Source organism: Streptomyces calvus, from assembly GCF_006782915.1.
GTDB lineage: Bacteria > Actinomycetota > Actinomycetes > Streptomycetales > Streptomycetaceae > Streptomyces > Streptomyces calvus.
On the sequence record NZ_VCNP01000010.1, the window covers coordinates 219,971 to 240,434 of the forward strand.

At 69.6% G+C, this 20,464-nt stretch carries 20 protein-coding genes; 7 read left to right on the top strand and 13 right to left on the bottom strand.

Features of this window, described 5'->3' with window-relative positions:
- Positions 1-416 precede the first annotated feature (416 nt).
- The 11 genes from FGW31_RS05240 to FGW31_RS05290 form a co-directional block, all read right to left on the bottom strand.
- Complete coding sequence (locus FGW31_RS05240; protein WP_142192151.1) at positions 417-986, bottom strand: DM13 domain-containing protein; 570 nt, start codon at positions 984-986, stop codon at positions 417-419.
- A 177-nt stretch (positions 987-1,163) separates the two neighbouring features.
- Positions 1,164-1,703, bottom strand: a complete 540-nt coding sequence (locus tag FGW31_RS05245) for a GNAT family N-acetyltransferase (RefSeq protein ID WP_142192152.1) — start codon at positions 1,701-1,703, stop codon at positions 1,164-1,166.
- Positions 1,704-1,796: 93 nt separating this feature from the next.
- Positions 1,797-2,399, bottom strand: coding sequence for a hypothetical protein (locus FGW31_RS05250; protein ID WP_182674471.1), 603 nt, complete (start codon positions 2,397-2,399; stop codon positions 1,797-1,799).
- 161 nt (positions 2,400-2,560) lie between these two features.
- Positions 2,561-3,631 (bottom strand): ROK family protein, encoded by a 1,071-nt coding sequence (locus FGW31_RS05255; protein ID WP_142192153.1) that lies wholly within the window; start codon positions 3,629-3,631, stop codon positions 2,561-2,563.
- A 67-nt stretch (positions 3,632-3,698) separates the two neighbouring features.
- Positions 3,699-4,070, bottom strand: coding sequence for a SemiSWEET family sugar transporter (locus FGW31_RS05260; protein WP_142192154.1), 372 nt, complete (start codon positions 4,068-4,070; stop codon positions 3,699-3,701).
- 26 nt (positions 4,071-4,096) lie between these two features.
- Positions 4,097-4,990 (bottom strand): UTP--glucose-1-phosphate uridylyltransferase, encoded by an 894-nt coding sequence (locus FGW31_RS05265; RefSeq protein WP_142192155.1) that lies wholly within the window; start codon positions 4,988-4,990, stop codon positions 4,097-4,099.
- A complete protein-coding gene (locus FGW31_RS05270) occupies positions 4,987-6,012 on the bottom strand; it encodes a Gfo/Idh/MocA family protein (protein WP_142192156.1) in 1,026 nt (341 codons plus the stop codon). Before FGW31_RS05270 ends, FGW31_RS05265 begins: the two co-directional genes overlap by 4 nt.
- Complete coding sequence (locus tag FGW31_RS05275) at positions 6,009-7,310, bottom strand: amylo-alpha-1,6-glucosidase (protein WP_142192157.1); 1,302 nt, start codon at positions 7,308-7,310, stop codon at positions 6,009-6,011. The genes FGW31_RS05270 and FGW31_RS05275 overlap by 4 nt, the downstream gene beginning before the upstream one ends.
- Positions 7,311-7,374: 64 nt before the next feature.
- A complete protein-coding gene (gene galE / locus FGW31_RS05280) occupies positions 7,375-8,346 on the bottom strand; it encodes a UDP-glucose 4-epimerase GalE (protein ID WP_142192158.1) in 972 nt (323 codons plus the stop codon).
- The gene (locus FGW31_RS05285; protein WP_142192159.1) at positions 8,343-9,467 is read right to left on the bottom strand and encodes a glycosyltransferase family 4 protein; all 1,125 of its coding nucleotides are present in this window, start codon (positions 9,465-9,467) and stop codon (positions 8,343-8,345) included. Before FGW31_RS05285 ends, galE begins: the two co-directional genes overlap by 4 nt.
- A gap of 105 nt (positions 9,468-9,572) precedes the next feature.
- Positions 9,573-10,724, bottom strand: a complete 1,152-nt coding sequence (locus FGW31_RS05290) for a zinc-dependent alcohol dehydrogenase (protein ID WP_220450337.1) — start codon at positions 10,722-10,724, stop codon at positions 9,573-9,575.
- Between the two features lie 365 nt (positions 10,725-11,089).
- Here FGW31_RS05290 and FGW31_RS05295 point away from each other — a divergent pair, with 365 nt between their 5' ends.
- Positions 11,090-11,836 carry a GntR family transcriptional regulator gene (locus FGW31_RS05295; RefSeq protein WP_202431928.1) on the top strand — a complete coding sequence of 249 codons (747 nt, stop codon included), beginning with the start codon at positions 11,090-11,092 and terminating at the stop codon, positions 11,834-11,836.
- A 24-nt stretch (positions 11,837-11,860) separates the two neighbouring features.
- Positions 11,861-12,703 (top strand): hypothetical protein, encoded by an 843-nt coding sequence (locus FGW31_RS05300; protein WP_142192161.1) that lies wholly within the window; start codon positions 11,861-11,863, stop codon positions 12,701-12,703.
- Here the strand turns inward: FGW31_RS05300 and FGW31_RS05305 are convergent.
- Both FGW31_RS05305 and FGW31_RS05310 read right to left on the bottom strand, forming a co-directional pair.
- Positions 12,653-14,389: an alpha-amylase family glycosyl hydrolase gene (locus FGW31_RS05305; protein ID WP_202432250.1), complete on the bottom strand. Its 1,737-nt coding sequence runs from the start codon at positions 14,387-14,389 to the stop codon at positions 12,653-12,655. The two genes, FGW31_RS05300 and FGW31_RS05305, sit on opposite strands and share 51 nt — an antisense overlap.
- Positions 14,386-15,384, bottom strand: coding sequence for an NAD-dependent epimerase/dehydratase family protein (locus tag FGW31_RS05310; protein WP_310740008.1), 999 nt, complete (start codon positions 15,382-15,384; stop codon positions 14,386-14,388). Before FGW31_RS05310 ends, FGW31_RS05305 begins: the two co-directional genes overlap by 4 nt.
- A gap of 608 nt (positions 15,385-15,992) precedes the next feature.
- Between FGW31_RS05310 and FGW31_RS05315 the strand changes: the two genes are divergently transcribed.
- From FGW31_RS05315 to FGW31_RS05335, 5 genes are read left to right on the top strand one after another with little or no spacing between them, the layout of a single operon-like run.
- On the top strand, positions 15,993-17,270 hold the full coding sequence (locus FGW31_RS05315) for a glycosyltransferase (RefSeq protein WP_161175673.1): 1,278 nt from the start codon (positions 15,993-15,995) through the stop codon (positions 17,268-17,270).
- Positions 17,271-17,312: 42 nt separating this feature from the next.
- Entirely contained in the window at positions 17,313-18,017 is a 705-nt protein-coding gene (locus FGW31_RS05320; protein ID WP_161175672.1) for an SDR family NAD(P)-dependent oxidoreductase, read from the top strand.
- On the top strand, positions 18,014-19,285 hold the full coding sequence (locus tag FGW31_RS05325) for a sedoheptulose 7-phosphate cyclase (protein ID WP_233452398.1): 1,272 nt from the start codon (positions 18,014-18,016) through the stop codon (positions 19,283-19,285). Before FGW31_RS05320 ends, FGW31_RS05325 begins: the two co-directional genes overlap by 4 nt.
- Positions 19,275-20,024, top strand: a complete 750-nt coding sequence (locus FGW31_RS05330) for a cupin domain-containing protein (protein ID WP_142192165.1) — start codon at positions 19,275-19,277, stop codon at positions 20,022-20,024. The genes FGW31_RS05325 and FGW31_RS05330 overlap by 11 nt, the downstream gene beginning before the upstream one ends.
- Complete coding sequence (locus FGW31_RS05335; RefSeq protein ID WP_142192166.1) at positions 20,021-20,449, top strand: cupin domain-containing protein; 429 nt, start codon at positions 20,021-20,023, stop codon at positions 20,447-20,449. Before FGW31_RS05330 ends, FGW31_RS05335 begins: the two co-directional genes overlap by 4 nt.
- Positions 20,450-20,464 lie beyond the last annotated feature (15 nt).

A 20,464-nucleotide genomic window follows, 5' to 3' on the forward strand; every position in this document is an offset into this window, starting at 1 on the left:
TGAATCCACGTAGTCCGGGCGCCGCTCGGCACACCGTCGTCGCGGAGGCCGTGGAGCGGGCGTCGGCCGGCCGCGGCCGAAGCCTCACCGCCTGCGCCGCGCTCACCGCGCCGCAGGCGCAGGCCGCACCCACGCAGGACGTGATCACTCCCGCCACCAAGTTCTCCGCGGACCCGCACAGCAAGGCCGCAAGAGGCCCTGGCGCAGCGGCTGCCGGACGCCGGGGTTCGCTACAGCGACGGCTTCGCCCCGAACGTGCCCCACACCCACCCCGCCCGACCACGACGCCAGGTACGGCAGTTGGATGGCGGGAGTGAGGTCGCTCCCTGCTCGAGTCGAGTCCCACGTGCACGCCGACTGTCTTGCGGAACCCGGCTGTTGGACGGCTGCCACTGCTCGGAGTGGCGCTCTCACCGTCAGGCGCGGACGAGTTCAGCGGCGCCGAAGGAGACGTCGAACCGGTCGCACCAGATGGTCACACTCGTGTAGCGGGACGGGTCGACGTCGGCCGGGACCCTGTAGTTCTGACTGCCCTTGTTCCCCTTGAGCTTGCCGAGACTGACGTACTCTCCGTCGTCGAACACGTGCCAGCCGGCCGTTCCCCGCTTCACCGGCGCGTCGGTCAACCACACGTGCAGGTCGGGGCCGTTGCTCGTGTCGAGGTTCTCGACACGCACGACGTGGGAGCCGTCGGTGAGCCGTAGGAGTTTCACTGTCCCCGAGGTCGCGTGCTCGTGGCTGACCAGCCCGCCGCCGGCCAGGGTCACCGGCCCGGACGGGGCCGAAGTGGAAGGGATGCCACCGGTCGGCTCCGCGGCCGACGGCCGCGGTGGGGCAACGGCCTCGGGCGGCGCCTCGTTGACGGTCTCCTCCTGCCACAGCTTCCACGGCTGGAACCAGTAGGCCCCGAAACCGCCCACGGCCACGACCACGCCCAGCGCACCGATCACCCACGGTCTGGCCAACACGTTTCGCAAACTTCCCATCGCGTCCCTCCGAACAGTCGTCGACCTGCACCCATTCAATGCGAAAGCCGGGCTGCGCTGGGCCGTTCGGCAGATGACGAAACCCTTACGTTCCGGTCGGACGGACACGGCCGATCCCCGATCGGAACCCGACGAGGCGCTCATCAGCCGGTGTCGGTCTTCACACACCACCGTTGATCAGCGGTGGCCGCGGCCTTCCGGCAGCCGGTCCCCCGGCAAGGCCGTGTGCACCAGGTCGCGCTGATACCAGGTGCCCGGCTCACCGCCGAGGTGGGCCGGGTCGGCGGGGCCGACGCGGACGAACCCGGCTTTGGTCAGCACCTTTTGGGAGGCGAGATTCCGGCGGACGGTGGCCGCCCGCAGTGTGCGCAACCGGTACTGGGCCGCCGCCCGTCGGCACAGCTCCCGGACGGTTGCGGTCGCCACGCCTCGGCCGGCGACGTGCTGCGCCACCCGGTAGCCGAGTTCCGCGGTGTGGTCCTCGATGTCGATCAGGTTGAACCTGCCGAGTACCTGGCCTTCCTCGGCGACGAGCACGTGGAAGGCGCAGATGCCGGCCTCCTGCTCGGCGAGCAGAGCGTCGTACCGCTCGGTGAACCGGTCGAAGAAGTCGTCACCGCGGTCGGGGACCGCGGCAGCGAAGTAGGCGCGGTTGGCCAGCTCGAAGGCCAGGACCGCCGGAGCATGACCAGGATGCAGCCGCTGCAGCTCGGGCATTGCCCGACCCTAGCCGGGCCGTCCGGCCGAGGTCACCTCATTTCCTCCAGCGGCGGACAGCCACGACGTGCTCGTCGTCATGGTGCTTCTGGATTACCCGGACACCGCGTGGCGGCGGCGCACGGCCGGTTCTGCCTCGGGGTTCCCGTCCCGTTCGCCGCGAGCCCCGCCGGATGCGGCGGAACCACCGAAGCGGGCGGTGGCGGCCGTGCGGCGCCGGTGGTACGCGACGGTCACCGTGATCAGCAGCGGCGGCCAGGCCAGCAGCGGGATGTAGCAGACCAGCAGGAGCGCGTACTGCGCCGTGGTGCCGGTGCCCTCCAGCCCGACGGCCGTGGTGTGCCGGTAGAACGCCCAGGAGAGCAGCACGGCCAGCACCACCCCGCCCAGCACGGCCGGGACGGCCGCCGCGAGCGGGCGGACCGCCCGGCCCCCCAGCAGCGGGACCCAGCGCGGAACGACCTCGCCCCAGGGCCGGACCAGGCCCAGCGTCAGCAGCGCCAGCACCTCGGAGAACACCGCGAGACACACGATGTACAGCGCCTGCGGGGCGGAGTCGACGGACACTTCGGACACCGGGACACCGGCGGCCAGGGCGAGCCGCCAGAGGGCCGACGGCAGTGTCACCAGCGGTACGGCGTGGGCCGCGAGGACGATCCGGCGCGGCACGTCCGGCAGTGCGCTCATCATGAACATGCGGCCATGCTGGCACCGGTGACACCCCCACCACCTCGTTCCGCGGGACCGGTCTCCTCCACCGCGCGGCGGAGAGCGCGTGAGCACCGGGACTGAGGAAGGCCGCGCGAACCGGGCGTTCCCACAAGGCCGCGGGGGCGTATCGGGCGTAGGGCCCAAGGTCACCCCGAGCCCGTCCGCGCCGCCCCCGGCGGGAAGTCGACCGTGACCAGCCCACTCGGATGGGCCGTCGGCCGTTTCACGTCGTCCTCCGGATGGACGGCAAGTGCCGCAGCCGCCGCACCGACGAGGCCGGCATCTCCGCCCAGGGCTGCCGGCTTGACCCGGCAGGCGGTGGCAAACGGCAGAGTGGCGTACTCCCGTAAGTAGGAACGCAACGGCGCGAACAGCACCGGCCCTGCCTCCGCGACACCCCCTCCGATGACGGCGAGATCGACCTCCAGCAGATGGGCGGTTGCCGCTACTCCCGCGGCCAGTGCGCGGGCGCCTCTGTCGAAGGCGGCGATGGCTGCCCTGTCGCCTCGTCCGGCCGATTCCGCCACCGCTCGGGCAGTGGCGTCCTCGCCCTGCGGTGGCCTCCAGCCCAGGCAGAGGGCGGTACGCGTGATGGACGGTCCGCTGGCGGCCTGCTCGACGCAGCCTCGAGCCCCGCAGGCGCAGCGCTCCTGGCTGGTCTCGACGCTGATGTGGCCGATGTGGCCGGCATTTCCGGTCGGTCCCGGATGGATCCGGCCGTTGATGAGCAGTCCCCCGCCCACACCGGTGGACACGACCATGCACAGGGCGTTGCCGGCACCGCGTGCGGCACCACGCCAGTGCTCTCCCATGGCCATCGCCACCGCGTCGCCCACCAGGCGCACGGGAAGCCCTCCGGTGAGGCGGCTGACTTCCTCGGTGATCGGGAAGGACCTCCAGCCGGGGATGTTCACCGGGCTGACGGTCCCGGCTGCCGTGTTCACGGGCCCCGTGCTCCCGACGCCCACCGCACGGACTTCCTCCCAGACGGATGTGCTCCGGAGATCGTGTATCACGTCGGCGAGTGCGGCCAGGAGAACCGTCTCGTCCTCCTTGGCCGGTGTCGGACGCCGTGCCTTGTGCAGCACCTGTCCGTCGGGGGCGACCAGCGCTCCGGCGATCTTGGTGCCGCCGATGTCCAGCGCGACCACCGGGTGTCTTCCGTCCGGCACAGGTCGGGCGTGCTCGGCGTACGCGGGCAGGGGGTTCACCAACATGACGTTGCGTCCTTTCTACCGAGTGCGGCGACGTACGACGAGCGGTCCGCCGGCCTGACCCCTCAGGTCACATCTCTGCTCGCGCCGGGTCGCCCGTCCCGTCCGCGACGGCTCGCGCGTCGACCGGGAGCACACTCCGCTGCGAGGGTCCGCCTGCCGGTGGTTCGGCACGCGCTCGGACACGGGGCTTCAGAACGTCGAGCCAGAACTTGAGCCCGACCACCGCGAGGGTGAGTGTCAGGGTCAGACTGTTGGTCACCGTGATGGCCAGGTCTCCCTTGATGGCGCCGTAGATCATCCAGAGAAGGATGCCGGTGCCGAAGACCGCGAGGTAGAGCCAGGAGAAGTCCTTGGTCGAGCGTGTGCGCCAGGACTTGAAGAGCTGGGGCAGCCAACAGCCCGTGGTCAAGGCACCCGCGATGAGCCCAAGAATGATCATGCTTGTCCTTTTCTGGTGCCGGTGGTCTACCGGTCTGCACCCACGCGGGTGCGCAGCCAGTCCCTGAAGTCCGCTCCGCTGTCCGGGTCCTCCAGCAGCAGGTCCACGGCGGCGCGCACCATCCCGGCGGGATTGCCCACGTCGTGGCGCCTGCCGGTGTGCACGACGACGTGTACCGGGTGTCCGTCGTCGATGAGTTCGCTGATGGCGTCGGTGAGGTGGATCTCCCCCCGGATGCCGGGCTGCAGACGTTTGAGGGGTTCGAACACCGCGCGGTCCAGGAGGTAGCGTCCGGCGCAGGCGAACGTCGAGGGCGCGTCCTGCGGGTCCGGCTTCTCCACCATGGCGCGCACCTTCTTCACCCGGGCGTCATCGGTGTCGGTCAGGTCGAAGACGCCATAGGCCGACAGCTGTTCCCGCGGAGCGGTGAAGGCGCAGAGGACGGTGCCGCCGTAGCGTCGGCGGACGGCCGCCATGCGCGTCAGGACGTCCGAGGGGAACACGAGGTCGTCCGGGAGGAGCACGGCCACTGCCTCGTCGCGTCCGGTGAGCGCCGGCTCGGCGCAGGCGACGGCGTGACCGAGGCCCAGAGGTTCGTGCTGCAGGGCGGTCTCGATCCTGAGCAGGTTCGACGCCCGCTGCACTTTGGCCGCCAGCGCGGGCTTGTTCCGTGCGTGGAGTATCCGTTCCAGGTCGTGGTCGCGCTCGAAGTGGCGGGCGACGGCGTCCTTGCCGGGCGCTGTGACGATGATCAGCCGTTCGACGCCCGCATCGGCCGCTTCTGCGGCCACGAGTTCGATGCCCGGCGTGTCCAGGACGGGCAGCAGTTCCTTGGGGACGGACTTGGTGGCCGGCAGGAAGCGGGTCCCCAGCCCTGCGGCAGGAACGATGGCGGTGTGGAACACCTGGCTCGGGATCATGCGCCACTTCCCTTCGACGAATCAGATATCGCGTCACTGGTACGGCGGTGCTGGTCTTGTGTGCGCTTACTTGCGGACGCGGCCCGGCGGATGCCCTGCAGGGCCTCGGCGACCGCGAGGGACTGCTCCAACGGCACCAGGTATGCCGGGTCGCCCGCCACGGCCGACGAGACCTCGGCGACCATGAGCTGGTAGGGATCGACGGCGGAATAGGTGTGGTTGCGGGTCGCTCCCGAAGAGTTCACCCAGAGCTGGACCGGCCGGGCGCCGGCGGTGAAGGCGTCTTGACCCGCCCGGATCCACCCCTCACTCCCCCGGATCTCCAGGCGCTGCCGCTGCCGGCGGGTGAAGGCGGCGCCGACCCGGGCCACACCGCCGCGGAACGCCAGCACAGTGTCGACGCGCGCGTCCGCCTGTCCGGGACGGTCGACGAACAGATCGGCGTGAACGGCACGGGGCGGCTGCCAGGAGAAGGCAGCGAGGGCGGCGCTCACGGCGTAGCAACCGACATCGAGCAGTGCTCCCCCGCCCAGGGCAGGGTCCCAACGGTAGTTGTCCTCCGCGGGCACGTCACCGTGGAACTCCGCGATCACCTCACGTACCTCACCGATCACCCCCTCGGCCAGAAACCGTTCCACGTCCCGGGTCCTGGGGTGCCAGCGGTTCCACACCGCCTCCACGAGGAGCCGCCCGCACCGGGTGGCGGTCCGGGCCATCTCGTGCGTCTCCTCGGCGGTGAGGCCCAGCGGCTTCTCGCAGAGGACGTGTTTGCCCGCCTCGAGCGCACGGATCGCCCACTGCGCGTGTGCGCTGTTGTGCAGGCAGATGTAGACCACGTCGACTGCGTCGTCCTCGACGACGCGGGCGTAGTCCCGGGTGACGGTCTTCGGGCCGAGAGCCCGGGCCCGGTCCGGGCTGTGGGAGGCGACCGTGTGGAGGGCGGATCCTGCATGCCGGTGCACCGCCGGAGCGAGACTGGTGCGTGCGATGGAGCCCGCTCCCAGGAAACCCCAGTTGGTCATCGCTCACCTCCGGGTTCCCGGGCTTCCGCGTCGATGAGGTCGAGGACGAGGCTGCTCCAGCCGAACGAGACGGCGCCGTGCCCCTGTCCGCTGTAGGGTCCGTAGCATTCCCGCATCCCGGCCGAGGCGGCGACCGCGATGGTGCGGGCGGCAAGAACGCCGGCGGCTTCCCGCGCCCCCCGGGCCCGCAGGCCCCAGTACAGGTACCAGTTGAGGTTGACCCAGCTGGAGCCCCGGAAGATCGCTTCGGTGGTGAAGTCGGGATCGAAGGCGGGCTCGTTCGCGGCGACGCTGGGCAGCGGGTAGGGCAGCCAGAACTCGTCCGTGTTGGTCAGGTGGTCGTCGATGACCCGGCGGGCGACGGGATCGGGGATGTGCTCGACGATGACGGGGAACAGGGAGCTGATGGTCAGGGTCTCCTCACGGCGGGCGGCGAGGAGGTCCAGATCGTGGAAGCAGCCCTTCTCGGAGTCCCAGCACTCCCGCATCAAAGCGGCGGAGACCTGTTCGGCCCGTTCGGCGAACCGCCGGCCGGCGTCGGGGCCGTAGGTCGCCGCACGGGCGACCAGGCGGGCGAGCCGCGCCAGGCCGTCGGCGTAGATGGAGTTGAAGAGGACGTCGGCCCAGTGGAACCGCCCGTGCCGGCTCAGATCGCTGTCCGGTCTGCGGCCGGGGCTGTAGGCGGCGAGGATGTCGCTCATCCTGGCGTGCCAGGCGCGGGCCACCTCCGGTCCGGTGCCGGACTCGATGCCGAGGGCCGTGTCGTACTTGGGGCTGGAGTCGAGTCCGGACTCGTCGGGGTGGTGGATGGCCAGCAGGCCGGTGCCGGTGCGTCGGGTCCTGTGCAGCCAGTCGTAGTAACGGCAGGTCACGGGAAGTACCTGGTGCAGCCATTGCTCGTCCCCGTCGACCTCGTGGATCCGCTCGATCGCTCTGGCCAGCACCGGAGGAGCCAGGGAAACGGACTTCCAGCCGTCCCAGACGGCCATCCGGAAGTCCTGGGAGGCGCGCGCCCGCAGATCCTCCTGCCACAGCAGCATGTGGGGCAGGAAACCGTGGACGTCGACGCCGTGCAGGAGGGACTCGATCTCGGCGCGCGCCCGGGCGGTGTCCGTCCGGGCGAGGGCGATGGCGTGGAAGCAGCTGTCCCACGCCCACTGGAACGGGTAGCTGCTCGGCGAGGGGCAGGTGAAGTCGTACGTGAAGCCGTCCATGCTTCCGGTACGCCGGTTGTGCGTCAGCGTCTTGAGCGCGTGCTCGACCGCGACGGCGTGCTCGGATGGTAATCGCGCACTCATCCTGGATCGCTTCCCTTTCGATTCGCACGTGTGGTGCCTTGGAACGGGAACGGGAACGGGCAGATCAGGTCTGATCCGGGTGCGGGAGGGAGCGGGCGAAGGCCCAGGCGTCGGAGACCATGGTGAGCAGGTCCCGTTCGGCGGTCCAGCCGAGCTCGCGGAAGATCTTCTCGGAGGAGGCCACCAGGACGGACGGATCGCCGTCCCGCCGGGGGCACGTGCGGACGGGGATCGGATGTCCGGTGACCTTTCGGCAGACCTCGATCACCTCCGCCACCGAGTGCCCCGACCCGCTGCCGAGGTTGTACACGCGGTGCCGACCGGGCTCGCACGCGTTCAGGGCGAGCAGATGGGCCTCGGCCAGGTCGGACACGTGGATGTAGTCGCGGACGCAGGTGCCGTCGGGGGTGGGGTAGTCGGTTCCGAACAGCGACACCTCGCTCTTGTGGCCCAGCGCGACGGCCAGGACGTTGGCGATGAGGTGCGTCTCGGGCTCGTGCCGCTCGCCCAGCCCTTCGTGGGCCCCCGCCACGTTGAAGTAGCGCAGGCTCACCGCGCCGAAGCCGTGGAGCTCCGCGTAGGAGGAGAGGGCGGTGTCGATGGCCAGCTTGGTCGCGCCGTAGGGGCTGACGGGGCGGGTCGGGTCCGTTTCCCTGATCGGGGTGTTCTCGGGGTTCCCGTAGGTTGCCGCGGTGGAGGAGAAGACGATCCGGCCGACGCCGGCCCGCCGCATCGCGTCGAACAGCGCAAGTGACTCGCCGAGGTTCTGGTCCCAGTAGTAGCCGGGTCTCGCCACCGACTCGCCGGTGACCGACTTCGCCGCGAAGTGCAGTACGGCGTCGAAGGATCCGTCGGCGAGCACGTCGGCCGCGCCCTTGCGCAGACTGGCCACGACGAGTTCGCTCCCGGCCGGCACCGCGTCGGCGTGCCCCGTGGAGAGGTCGTCGAGGACGACGACGGTGTGTCCGGCCGCCACGAGACGGGCAGCGACCGTGCTGCCCACATAGCCGGCGCCTCCGGTGACGAGTAGTTTCATGACAGCTCCTGACGGCGCATCGCTCGCCGGTCGGTGGGACGACCAGTTCCTTCGGGGAACCGGACGGCGTCGTACAGCTTCAGATGGCGTTCGGTGAACTCTTCCGCGCTGAACAGGGCGGACCTGCGGCGGGACGCCGCGGCGTGGCGCCGGTGGGCGTCCGCGTCCAGCAGTTCCGCCAGCCGGTCGGCGAACTGCGCCGGGGCGTCGGGGTCGAAGTAGACGGCCGCGTCCGCGGCCGCGTCGCGGTGCGGGGAGATGTCCGAAAGGACCATCGGCAGCCCGTGCTGGAGCGCCTCGAGCACGGACATGGGCAGCCCTTCGTTGCGGCTGGCCGACACGAAGGCGTCGCTCGCGCTCAGCAGGGCGCCGACGACAGAGCTCTGCCACAGCCCTCCGTACCACTCGACGTCCGCACTGACGCCGAGTTCGGCAGCGGCTCCGAAGGCCTCGGCGACCGCGGGACCGTCACCGATGAGCCGCAGCCGGAGGCGGTGTCCGCGCCTCCTGGCCAGGGCGAAGCCCTGGAGGAGCCCCACGTGGTTCTTGTGCGGGTTCATCGTGGCCACCGCCACCAGGGTGAACACGCCGTCACGCTCGACGCGGACCGAGCCGGCCGACGGTGCCGGGACGGCGTTGTCGACGACGGTGACGAGGCCCGCCGGGAGGCGGACCTCCCTGAGGCAGAAGTCCTCGACGGACTTCGAGCAGGCCACGACTCCGCGGCTACGGCCGGTGATCGCCCGGTCCAGCATGTTCGTCAACCGGTTGCGGACCGGTGTGTAGTCACTGTGGTAGGTGACGAAGACGCCCGGATGTCCGCGCAGGGCCCAGCGGACAGTGGGGTGGATCCTGCCGTCCGCCGGGTGGAAGTGTGCGATGCGTCCTCGGGTGAGCTCGCGGAGGCGGCCGAGGCGGCCGGCCCAGCTACCGCTCAGCACATGGATCGTCACCTCGGGGGCCATCTCGGTGATCATGGCTCGGAGGCCGACGGGGTCCAGGATGATCACGTGCACCCGCCGCCCCCGGGCGGAGAGCTCGTTGGCGAGCAGCAGTACGACTCTCTCCAGTCCCCCGATGGTGAAGCGGCGCACGATGAGGCAGATTTCGGGTTCGTCCATGCAGTGCCCCCTGGATCGGTCGGCAGCCCGACTTCCGCCGAAAGGATATCGGGCTGGTTGTCTATACAGTCAACACCGAGACGGACAGGCGTCGCGGTTCCGCGTTCACCCCTGGGAGGCGAGGACCTCCGCCTGCGCCCCCGCGCCATTCAGCGACCCGCGCTGGGCCGGGACGGCACCGAGAGGTTCGAGCGCGGGCTCCTGCGCGTACGTGACCATGGAGGTCTTCATCGCGCCGTCCCGGCCGTAGCGTTCGAACGCCTCGACGACGCCCTTTTCGTCACGCAGGTCGACCGTCTTGGTGAACACCGGTCGCACGTCCACGAGTCCGCTGGTCACCAGCCTGACAGCCAGTTCGAGCACGCGCGCCGACCGGGCCATGGGGAAGGCTGCCACGTCGAAGGGAGCCGCGCGGAGCTCGAGCCCCTTGGCCAGGATCAGCCAGGTGCTGATCTGCTGCGGCAGCGCGCTCGCGCCGTACAACACGTAGGTGCCGCCCGGGCGCAGCATGCCCATGGCCAGTTCCCGGACGTCGACGCCCGTTCCGGCATCGATGTGCGGGAGGGCGTCGAAGACGTAGTCGACCACCTTCCCCTGGGTGTCGCCGATGAGCTGCGCGATCTCGCCGGCCTGCCGAACGGGGTTGAACCCGCGGCGGGCGCCGCAGCGCAGGGCCGTCCGCAACCGGTTCTCGTCCCGGTCGAGGACGATCACGTCGGCGCCCAGGTGGTGGCGGAGGACCTGGACCGCGAGCACCGAGCTCGGGCCGCACCCGAGCACGGCGCACGTGTCCCCGGGGCGTGGGGGGTTGCTCAGCAGGGAGCGCAGGACCGAGGTGAGCGGCTCCAGGGCCGTCGCCAGTCCGGACGGCAGATGGGAAGGGACGACCACGGCGGCCGCCTGATCGGCGTCGGTGAAGCCGCGCTCCGTGAACCAGGTGGTCTCGCGCTCCGACTGGCCGGGGAGCAGAGGGCGGATGGCGCGGAACTCCGCCATGCCGCCGAAGTCCGTCTGCCCCCAGTAGCACAGCCGGTCGCCCGGCCGCAGCACGTCCGCGAGGCGGCTGCCGACCTCGACGATCCTGCCGACGTACTCGTGGCCCGGTACGAGGGGCCAGGTCTGTGACGAAAGGTGTCCCCGGAAGTAGGACACGTCCGTCGAGCAGATCGACACCGCTTCCGTGCGGAGAACCACCTCGTCCGGCTGGCACACGGGGTCCGCGACGGATCCCAGCCGCAGCTGTCCCGGCTGACTCATCGTGTAGGCGTACATCTGGAACCTGACTCCCTTGGGACGGTGGCGAGCCCGCACGGCAGGCCGCGCCGGAGGGACATGGGGTCGGAGAGGAACGGGGCAGAACACCGGAGCGTCGGGGCGCTTCCGACGTCCGGGTGACGCTGCATCGGCCGCACCCGCCGTTGTGGCGCGACGCGTGAGGCGGGCCGCGCGCACTGTGCCGGACCATGAGCAACGAACCGGCGGCAGACCACCTCAGCAGGGACAACCGATCGAGCCGGGGCCCGAGTTAAATGACAAGTGCATATACATGTCAAGCGCGTCCATCACTATCAGCCACACGGGTAACACTGGCTGCTACAGGGATAGCTGTATAGACTGCTTGCGTGACCAACCATGTGCGCCCGGACTTCGCACCCCGCTACTACATGATCGAGCAGGCGCTGCGAGCCCAAATCCAGGAACTCCAGCCTCATGACGCCCTGCCCTCCGAGGCCGAGCTCGCGAAGGAATTCCAGGTCAGTCGCATGACGGCGCGAGCTGCCGTCATGCGGCTCGTGGCCGACGGTCTCGTCTATCGCGAGTCGGGACGCGGTACGTTCGTGGCCGTCCCGCCCACCCGCCGTCGCGCCGACAGCCTGGTGAGGTTCAGCCAGGAGATGCGGGCGCAGGGCAAACACCCCTCCTCCCGGGTCGTGGCCGCCCAGACGCGGGCCGGCCGTGACACCGAACTCTCGAGACTGCGACTCGAAAAGGGCGCTCACGTCGTGGCCGTCACGCGGGTGCGACTGGCCGACACAGTCCCCATCGCCCTCGAACGCTCCGTCTTCCCCCTGTCCGTCGCCGGCCTGTTGGACCACGACCTGGCCAGTGAGTCGCTCCACGAGACGCTGCGGGACCTGGGGTACGTCCCCACCATCGGCCACGCCTCGCTGTCCGCCGACAACGCCAGCGACCTGGAGGCCGAGCTGCTCGGGCTCGATCCGGGCCGGGCACTTCTCGTCGAGCAACGGCTCATCCTCGACCAGCAGGGCGACCCACTCGAGTGGACGGAGTCGAGGTACATCGGAGACCGATACGCACTCGACGTGACGTTCGAGGTCGAGCACAACGAAGGGCCGGCCCAGTCCTGAGGCCGCCCGGAAAGGAACCCCTCCATGCACGTGTCGTTCGCCTCCGTCGCGGGCTCCGCACACAAGCCCAACGAGGACTTCCTGGCGGTCAGTCCACGCGTCGCGCTCGTCCTGGACGGACTGACCTCGCCGCCCGAGCTGGGGTCCGGCTGCATTCACGGCACTCCCTGGTTCGTGAGTCGGTTGGGTACGCAGCTGCTGCGCGAGGCGACGTGTCGACCGGAGGCTCCGCTGGCCGACTGCGTGGCCGAGGCCATCACCCGGGTGGCCGACCTTCACCGTGACACCTGCGACCTCTCCCACCTCGGAACCCCCTCCTGTTCGGTGGCTCTGGTGCGGGAGGGCGCCGACACCGTCGACCATCTGTCGATCTTCGACTCGGTGATCCTGCTCGACGGGCCCCGGGGCCTGAAGGTGTTCTCGGACCTGCGCGTGGACGGCTATGCCCAGCAGGAGCACAAGGAGACCACCCGGCACCGGATCGGCACCCCCGAACATCAGCAGGCCGTCAGCCGACTGGTCGCCGCGCAGCGCCCGCACCGCAACGTCCCGGACGGCTACTGGGTGGCCGCGGCGAACCCCGCTGCGGCCACCAACGCCGTGACGGGATCGGTGCCGCGCGCGGAGGTCACCCGAGCGGCCGTCCTGAGCGACGGGGCCTCCTGCCTCGCCGAGGACTACCGGCTCACCGACTGGGCCGGCCTGCTGGATCTCCTCGAGGCCGACGGCCCCGACGAGCTCATCTCCCGTGTCCGGCAGGCCGAGTCGACCGATCCGAGCGGTGAGCGGTGGCCTCGCTACAAGGCCAGTGACGACTCAACCGCCGTCTTCTGCCGCTTCGACAGCACCGGATCCGCCGGTGGCTGAACCGTCGGCAGCGGCGGGCGGGACCAGCACCAGCCCCTCGTTCCCGCGGAGCAGCAGGGGCCACTCGACCCGGCCCGCGGGCCGGTCGACAGTCGACAGGACGGTGTGCAGCACGTGCCCGAGCAACTCCTCGAAACCGCGGAGACCGTCAAGCACCTTCCGGGAGACGCGTATCTCGGACCCCGTGAGGTTCAGCAGAACCAGGGCCGCTGTCCGGCCCGCGTACCTGACGTAGCCGACCACGCCATCCGGAAGCGCGTCCAGCAGCCTCTGGTCCCCCCGGTGCAGAGCGGGCAGGGAACGACGCAGGTGCAGTGCCGACCGCGTGAACAGCAGCATGGAGCCCGGCCGCTCCCACTGCGCCGCCACACTGTGCGTCGCGGGGTCAGCGGCCAGGGGAAGCCAGGGCGTTGCCGTGTCCGCCGTAAAGCCGGCGTTCGGCGCGTTGTGCCACAGCATGGGCGAGCGCTGCGGATCCCGTCCCAGACCGAGGCCCGCCGCCGTCCTCGCCCAGGGGTCCTGGGCGAGGTGCGGCGGGACATGGGCATCGGGCAGTCCGAGTTCGTCGCCGTAATACAGGGTGGGGGTGCCGCGCAGGGTGAGCGTCAGGAGCATCGCGACGCGCGCCTGGGCGGCCCCCAGCCGGGAGGCGACGCGGGGTTCGTCGTGGTTGCCCACCACCCAGTTCGGCCAGGCGCCCGGCGGCAGTGCCTGTTCCACGGCCCTGACGAGCTCCGTCACCTCTGCGGCATCCCATTTCGCCCGGAGGAGGCCGAAGTTGAAAGGGATGTGCAGTTCGTCGAGCTCCGCACCGTAGTAGCCGGCCCACTCCTCCCAGTCGAAGACATGGACCTCCCCGATGGCTATCCGACTGGACCCGCCCGTATAGGAGTCGAGCAGGGCACGGAGCCTGCGGTAGACCGCATGCACATCCGCGTGGCCCTTGTCATGCACATGGACCTGCTCGTCGTATGCGCCGTAGGGCCGGTGCATCGCCTGGGCGCCCTGCGCGGCCGGCGGATTGTCACGGAGGAGCGGATCCTTCATGACGAAGTGGGCGCAGTCGACACGGAAGCCGTCCACGCCCAGGTCGAGCCAGAACCGGACCACGTCGAACATGGCCTGTTCGACCGCGGGGTTGCGCCAGTTGAGGTCCGGCATGCTGGGCAGGAAGGAGTGCAGATAGTACTGACCGGAACGCTCGTCGAAGGTCCAGGCCGGGCCGCCGCCGAAAACGCTGAGCCAGTTGTTGGGAGGGCCGCCGCCCGGCGCCGGGTCGCGCCACACGTACCAGTCACGGCGAGCGCTGTCCCTGCCTTCGGCGGACTCCTGGAACCAGGGGTGGTCGCTGGAGGTGTGATTGGGCACCAGGTCCACCAGCACGCGGAGGCCCCGTCGGTGGGCCTCTCCCAGCAGCCGCCGGAAATCATCCAGGTCACCGAAGAGCGGATCGACCGCACGGTGGTCACTGACGTCGTAGCCGAAGTCCCGCATCGGCGAGCGGTAGAACGGCGAGATCCACACCGCGTCGACCCCGAGGTCGACGAGGTGATCGAGGCGTCCCGTGATGCCGGCGAGGTCACCGATGCCGTCGCCGCCGGAGTCGGCGAAGCTGCGGGGATATATCTGGTAGATGACGGCCGTCCGCCACCAGTCGGTGTCCATCGGGCGGTGCCGGCCCTTCACGACGCGCTCCTCGCGTCGCGCTGCGAGGGCCGGAAGATGGTGTCGAGCATGGGCGGCGCCGGATGATCCCCGAGATGCTGGATCAGATCCGTCAGACCCTTGTCCAGTGGGACGGACGGTTTGTACCCCAGTCCGCGGAGCTTGGAGATGTCGGCCACCAGCCGGTAGGTGTCGTCGGTGATGCTGTCGTTCACGACTGTGTCGGGAACACTCCCGGACACGCGCCCGATGGCCGTCACGAGTTCGGCCAGCGAGGTCTCCTCCCCCGTTCCGAGGTTGTAGACCTCACCGTCCTCGCCCGCGTCGGCGATGAGGGTCAGTCCGGCAACGATGTCACTGACGTGGACGAAGTCCCTCGTCTTACGGTCGGGGTCACCGGTCACCTCGATGGGCAGGCCGTTCAGATGCCAGCGCAGGTACTGCCCCACCTCCGCGCCGGCCCGTCGAGGGTCCTCACCGGGCCCGTAGATGACGAAGGCGCGTCCGATGACCGCCGAGAGCCCGTAGGTCTCGACGAAGGCCTTCACGGTGAGCTCGCCGGAGAGCTTGGACGCTCCGTAGGGGTAGTAGGGGGCGACGGGGTGGTCCTCGGCGATGGGAAAGCGCTGCGGCTGCCCGTAGGTCATGGCCGACGACAGGTAGACGAGACGACTGCCCTCCTTCTCGCGCAGGGCCTCGCAGACATTGAAGGTTCCGAGGGCGTTCGTCTCGAAGTCCAGCCGGGGGTCCTCCACCGACACGGTCCCGCTGGAGTTTCCGGCGAGGTGGAAGACGAGATCGGCGTCCGCGAGAGCCTCCGAGGTCCGCCGTCCGTCACGGAGGTCGGCCTCGCGGTACGACACCCGCGCCGGCAGCGTGCCCACCCGGTCCTCGCTCGCGATGTCGAGCACCCGGACCTGATGCCCAGCGGCGGCCAGACTCCGCACCAGGTTCTTGCCCACGAATCCGAGACCGCCCGTGACAGCTATTACCCGACTTTTCGAGGAACTCACCACAGATTCTCCTCTTCGGATGCACGATCCCTTTCGAAATCGTGTACGGAACGGTTTGCAAGGCTAGTGCCCCGACGTCGGGCGTCACCAGACGAGGAATCAGGGCGAGCGTCCGATTATGGCCAGGATCGCTCGAATAGGCCCGACCGCCACCCATACTCCTCCTGTGACCAAAGAACACGGCTCACCACCGCCCCTCCCTCCTGAGCATCGCCGACGACGCGCCATCACCGCAGGTCAACCCACTCCACGGAGAGACGTTCGGAATGACGAACACCCTTCGAAGCGCTTGCCGTCCACAACGGAAAGGCTCGATCAATTCTGACCGATAGTGGATGCTTGACACTCACGAAAAGGTCAATCTACGATCGACGCCGTCGTTCCTGGACGCATGTTTTCTGCGTGAATGCATCAGCTGTAGCAATCAGGGACATCTCTCAGCGCAGGCCTTCTGGCCGCCCTCCTCAATTGACCGATCCTCCGAAAAGGTGATGGTCTTGCATACGTTGGTCGACGAAGTCGACTCAGCATTCTCCGGAGATATCCGCACCACGCCCGGTGCCCTTCCCGCGAGGTTGGCCGACCTCGTGGGGGACCGCACGGTCTGGCACATGAACAGCACGGCCACCGGCGGTGGCGTGGCAGAGTTGCTGCACCGGTCCATCCGGCTCCACAACCACCACGGACTGCGCGCCAGATGGCTGGTCCTCACCGGTGAGCCGGACTTCTTCGCGGTGACGAAACGGCTGCACCATCGACTGCACGGCAGTCCGGACCCGGTGGGCGAGCTCGGTCCGGCCGAGCGCAATGTCTACGAGACGACCGCCCGGAGCCAGGCGAAGCAACTCCTCGGCCGGGTGGCGCCCGGCGACCTCTGCGTCCTCCACGACCCGCAGACCCTCGGCCTCGCCCCCCACCTTGCCGACCTGGGACTGCGAGTGGCTTGGCGCTGCCACATCGGTACCACCCTGCACGCCGAGGCCACCCAGGAGACCTGGCGGTTCCTGGAGCCGTACCTGAGCGCGCCCGTGCGCTGCGGGTTCTCCGTGGCCGGCTACGCCCCGCCGTGGATGGAGCGCGAGAGAATCGTCGTTCTTCCACCGTCGATCGATCCGTCCGCCCCGAAGAACCTCCGCCTGGACGGCGCCGAGGTCCAGGCCCTGTTGAGCGCCATCGGCCTGCAGAGGGCTCCCGCATCCGCCGGCTCGCCGAGCACCCCGGACCGGGCTGTTGCTCGTGCAGCGCACGTCCTTCAGGAGCAACAGCTGCCTCCCGGAGCCCCCGTGATCCTCCAGGTGTCCCGGTGGGATCCGCTCAAGGACATGACCGGTGTGCTGCGCACCTTCGCCGACCACGTGGCGCCGGCCCGGCCCGACGCCCACCTGGTGCTTGCCGGGCCGGAACCCGCGGACATCCCGGACGATCCGGAGGGAGCCGCCATCCACGGCTCCGTGGTGGACACTTGGCGGTTGCTGCCCGCACCGGTCCGCGAGCGGGTTCATCTCGTGAACCTGTCCCTCAAGGACGCGGAAGCCAACGCACGCGTCGTCAACGCTCTGCAGACGCGTGCCGACGTCGTCCTCCAGAAGAGCCTGAAGGAAGGGTTCGGCCTCACCGTCACCGAGGCCATGTGGAAGGGCAAGGCGATCGTGGCCAGCGCGGTGGGCGGCATTCCGACGCAGATCCGGGACGGCCACGAGGGTCTGCTGGTCGACGATCCGCGCGACCTGAGGACGTTCGGCAAGGCGGTGCTGCGGCTGCTGCGAGACGACACGCTGCGCGAACGGCTCGGCACTGCCGCCCACAGCCGTTGCGCCGAACGGTTCCTCGTCGGACACGAGTTCCGGGGTTACTGCTCGCTGTACGGCGAGCTGCTCCAGTGCCTCTGACCCTCCGGGCCCCTGTCACACCACTCACCTCAAGGACTGACCGTGAGCACACCGCCCATCGTTGTCATCGGCGCGAGCAGCGGCTTCGGCGCCGCGCTCGCCCAGGACCTGGCCGCCGACGGCATCCCCGTGCTGGCTGGTGCCCGTACTCCCGTGGATCTCGGAAAGGAGGTGGAGTACCACCGGATCGACGTCACCTCGGACGAGAGTGTGGCCGAATTCTTCGCCCGTGTGCAGACCGGCTACCCGGCCCCCTATGGGCTCGTGTACTGCCCGTCCGACGCGTCAGCAGTCGGGTACGGGTGGGAGGTCCCCGTCAACGAGGTCGAACGAGTCCTGGACGTCAGTTTCCTCGGGTTCGTGCGGTGCATCCGTCAGGTGATCCCTGCCATGGTCCGGTCGGGCCGCGGGAGCATCGTGGCCATCGGGTCGCGTGGGGCTCGCGTGCCCGTGGACATGCTCGCCGCCTACTGCGCGGCGAAGGCCGCACTCGAACAACACGTGCGTTGCCTGGCCGAGGAGCTCGCCGACAGCGGCGTCCGGGTGAACGCCCTCGGCATCGCCGCCGAGACACCGCTGGCACGTGAACACCTGCGGCGGAAGGAGGAGGCACTGGGGAAGGACGCGCACTATCCCCCGCTGCCCGATGTCCGCGACAACCTCCCCTCCGCCCGCTTCCTCCTGAGTCCCGAGTCCCGGCACGTCTCCGGACAGGTGCTGGACGCTCGTCCACCCGCGTGGACGTGACCGGACAGGCAAGTCACCGCCGACATCAGATTGGACACCGCGACATGGAAAGCGCCGTGCGCCCCGCCCCTCGTACCTCCCGTGTGCCTCAGCACGGCATCACCGGACTCGTCCGGCAGGGCGAGCGCGAGCCGACGTGGCTCGTCCGGGCGGAGAAACCCGTTCAGTACGAGGTCCGCATGGTCGACGACTTACTGGATCCGTCCCGCAGCGATCTGGCCGAGGCGGGCGTCACGGAACGCACCGACCACCGCAGGTTCGTCGTGATCGACGCCAATGTCGAGGCCCACTACGGCCGGCGCCTGCGGGCCTACTTCGAGGCGCACCGCCTGGAGCCGTGGTTCTGCACGCTCGCCGTCGAGGAGCGGAGCAAGACCATGGACAGCGTCACCCGGGTCGTCAAGGAACTGGACAAGTTCGGTATATCGCGCCGGCACGATCCCGTCATCGCCGTCGGCGGCGGCGTGCTGCTGGACATCGTCGGCTTCGCGGCCAGTCTCTACCGGCGCAGCACACCCTATGTGCGGGTACCCACGACCCTCATCGGCATCGTGGACGCGGGGGTGGGCGTCAAGACGGGCGTCAACTTCGAAAGCCACAAGAACCGGCTGGGCACCTACTTCGCTCCTGCTCTGGCCCTCCTCGACAAGACGTTCCTGCGGACGTTGGACGAGCGTCACGTCTGCAACGGACTCGCCGAGATCCTGAAGATCGCACTCATCAAGGACCGGGAGCTGTTCGAGCTGCTGGAGGCGCACGGACCCGAGTTGCTGAGGACGCGGCTGCAGCCCACGTCCGTCCAGGACGACACGGGTCAGCAAGTGCTGGAACGAGCGATCCACGGCATGCTGCAGGAGCTTCAGCCCAATCTCTGGGAGCACGAGCTGCACCGTCTGGTCGACTACGGCCACACCTTCAGCCCGAGCATCGAGATGCGTGCCCTCCCCGACCTGCTGCACGGGGAGGCGGTCAACGTGGACATGGCGTTGACGACGGTCATCGCGCATGGCCGCGGGCTCGTGACCGAACAGGACACTTCCCGGATCGGCCGGGTCATGCGACGGCTGCGCCTGCCCCAGTACCACCCGGTGTGCGACGCGACGAGTCTGATCACGGCCTTGGAGGACACCGTCCGCCATCGTGACGGCTATCAGCGGCTGCCGCTGCCGGTTGGCATCGGCGACGCCCGCTTCGTCAACGACGTGACGCCCGAGGAGATCGCCCGGGCCGTGGACACGCTCGCCGCGGGAGGTCTCGATGCCAGGTGAACTCCTGGTCGCAGACCTCGACATGCCCTCCAGCGTCTACGGCGTCCACGGAGCCGCCGGACTGACCCGCTGGAGGTCGCTCGCCGGCGGCAAGGGACTGCGCGGCCCGTACGAGGCGGTCGAATGGGCCTGTGTCCCTCCCGGCGGGCTGAGCGGCGAGCATCTGCACAGCAGGACCGAGGAGGTCTACGTCCTGCTGACCGGGGAGGGAGAAGCCCTCCTCAACGGCCGTCCGCAGCGGGTGCGGGCGGGCGAGCTGATCCTGACCGGGCTGGGCGCCACGCACGGCCTGCGCAACGTCGGAAGCGAGCCCTTGAGCTGGCTGACACTGGAGGTTCCCGCGCCCAGGACCGTCACGCTCGCCCGTTCCCAGCGAAAGGAGATCACATCCATGCAGGTGCCCGCGGGCAGGGCGACGGTCGTCGACCTCGGCCGGGAACTCGACGTCGACCCAAGGCCCGTACTCCAAGGCCCTCTGCGCCGCATCCGCATGCTGCGCGTGGTACCCGGTGCGTCGCTGGACCTGCCCGGTCGTGGCTTCGAGCACACCGTCTTCGTGCTGGACGGGCAGGGTTCGGCGTCTGCCCAGTCCGTGACCGTGCCCGTACGGCAGGGCACGGCGGTCACCACCTCCGGCGGCGAGGATCTGCGGCTCGACGCGGACGCGGAAGGACTCCGGGTGGTCTGCGCCAGCTTTGCGATCCCCCTTCAGCCTTCGGAAGGCGGCGACCTGCGGTGATCGTGACCGAGCGCGGTGCCGCCACCACGGTGATCGTTCACGACGGAGCCGTGCGGCGGTGGCGGTCCGTGGCCCGGCGCGGAATGCTGTTCAGCGAGTGCGAGTCGATCGACCATGTCGTCCTGGAGGACGGCGGGACGCTGAGCGCCGACCCGGAGGACCGCACCGAAACCCTGTGGTACGTCGTCAGCGGTCGGGCGTGCTTCCGGAACGGCACCGACGACACGGTGCACCCGGTGCCCGCGGAGCACGCCGTCCTCCTGCCGGCCGGTGTCCCGGGCCTCCTGTCGGCCGCCGGGACCTGCGAGGTCATCGTCGTGACGTGTGTGCCGGACTCGGTGGCGCGCCGTCTTCCGCACCGCGCCCCGTCGCTGAGCGCGCCCACGTCCGATGTGCCGGACGCCGACACCTGCCAGGCCCACTGACGTTCCCACGAGGAG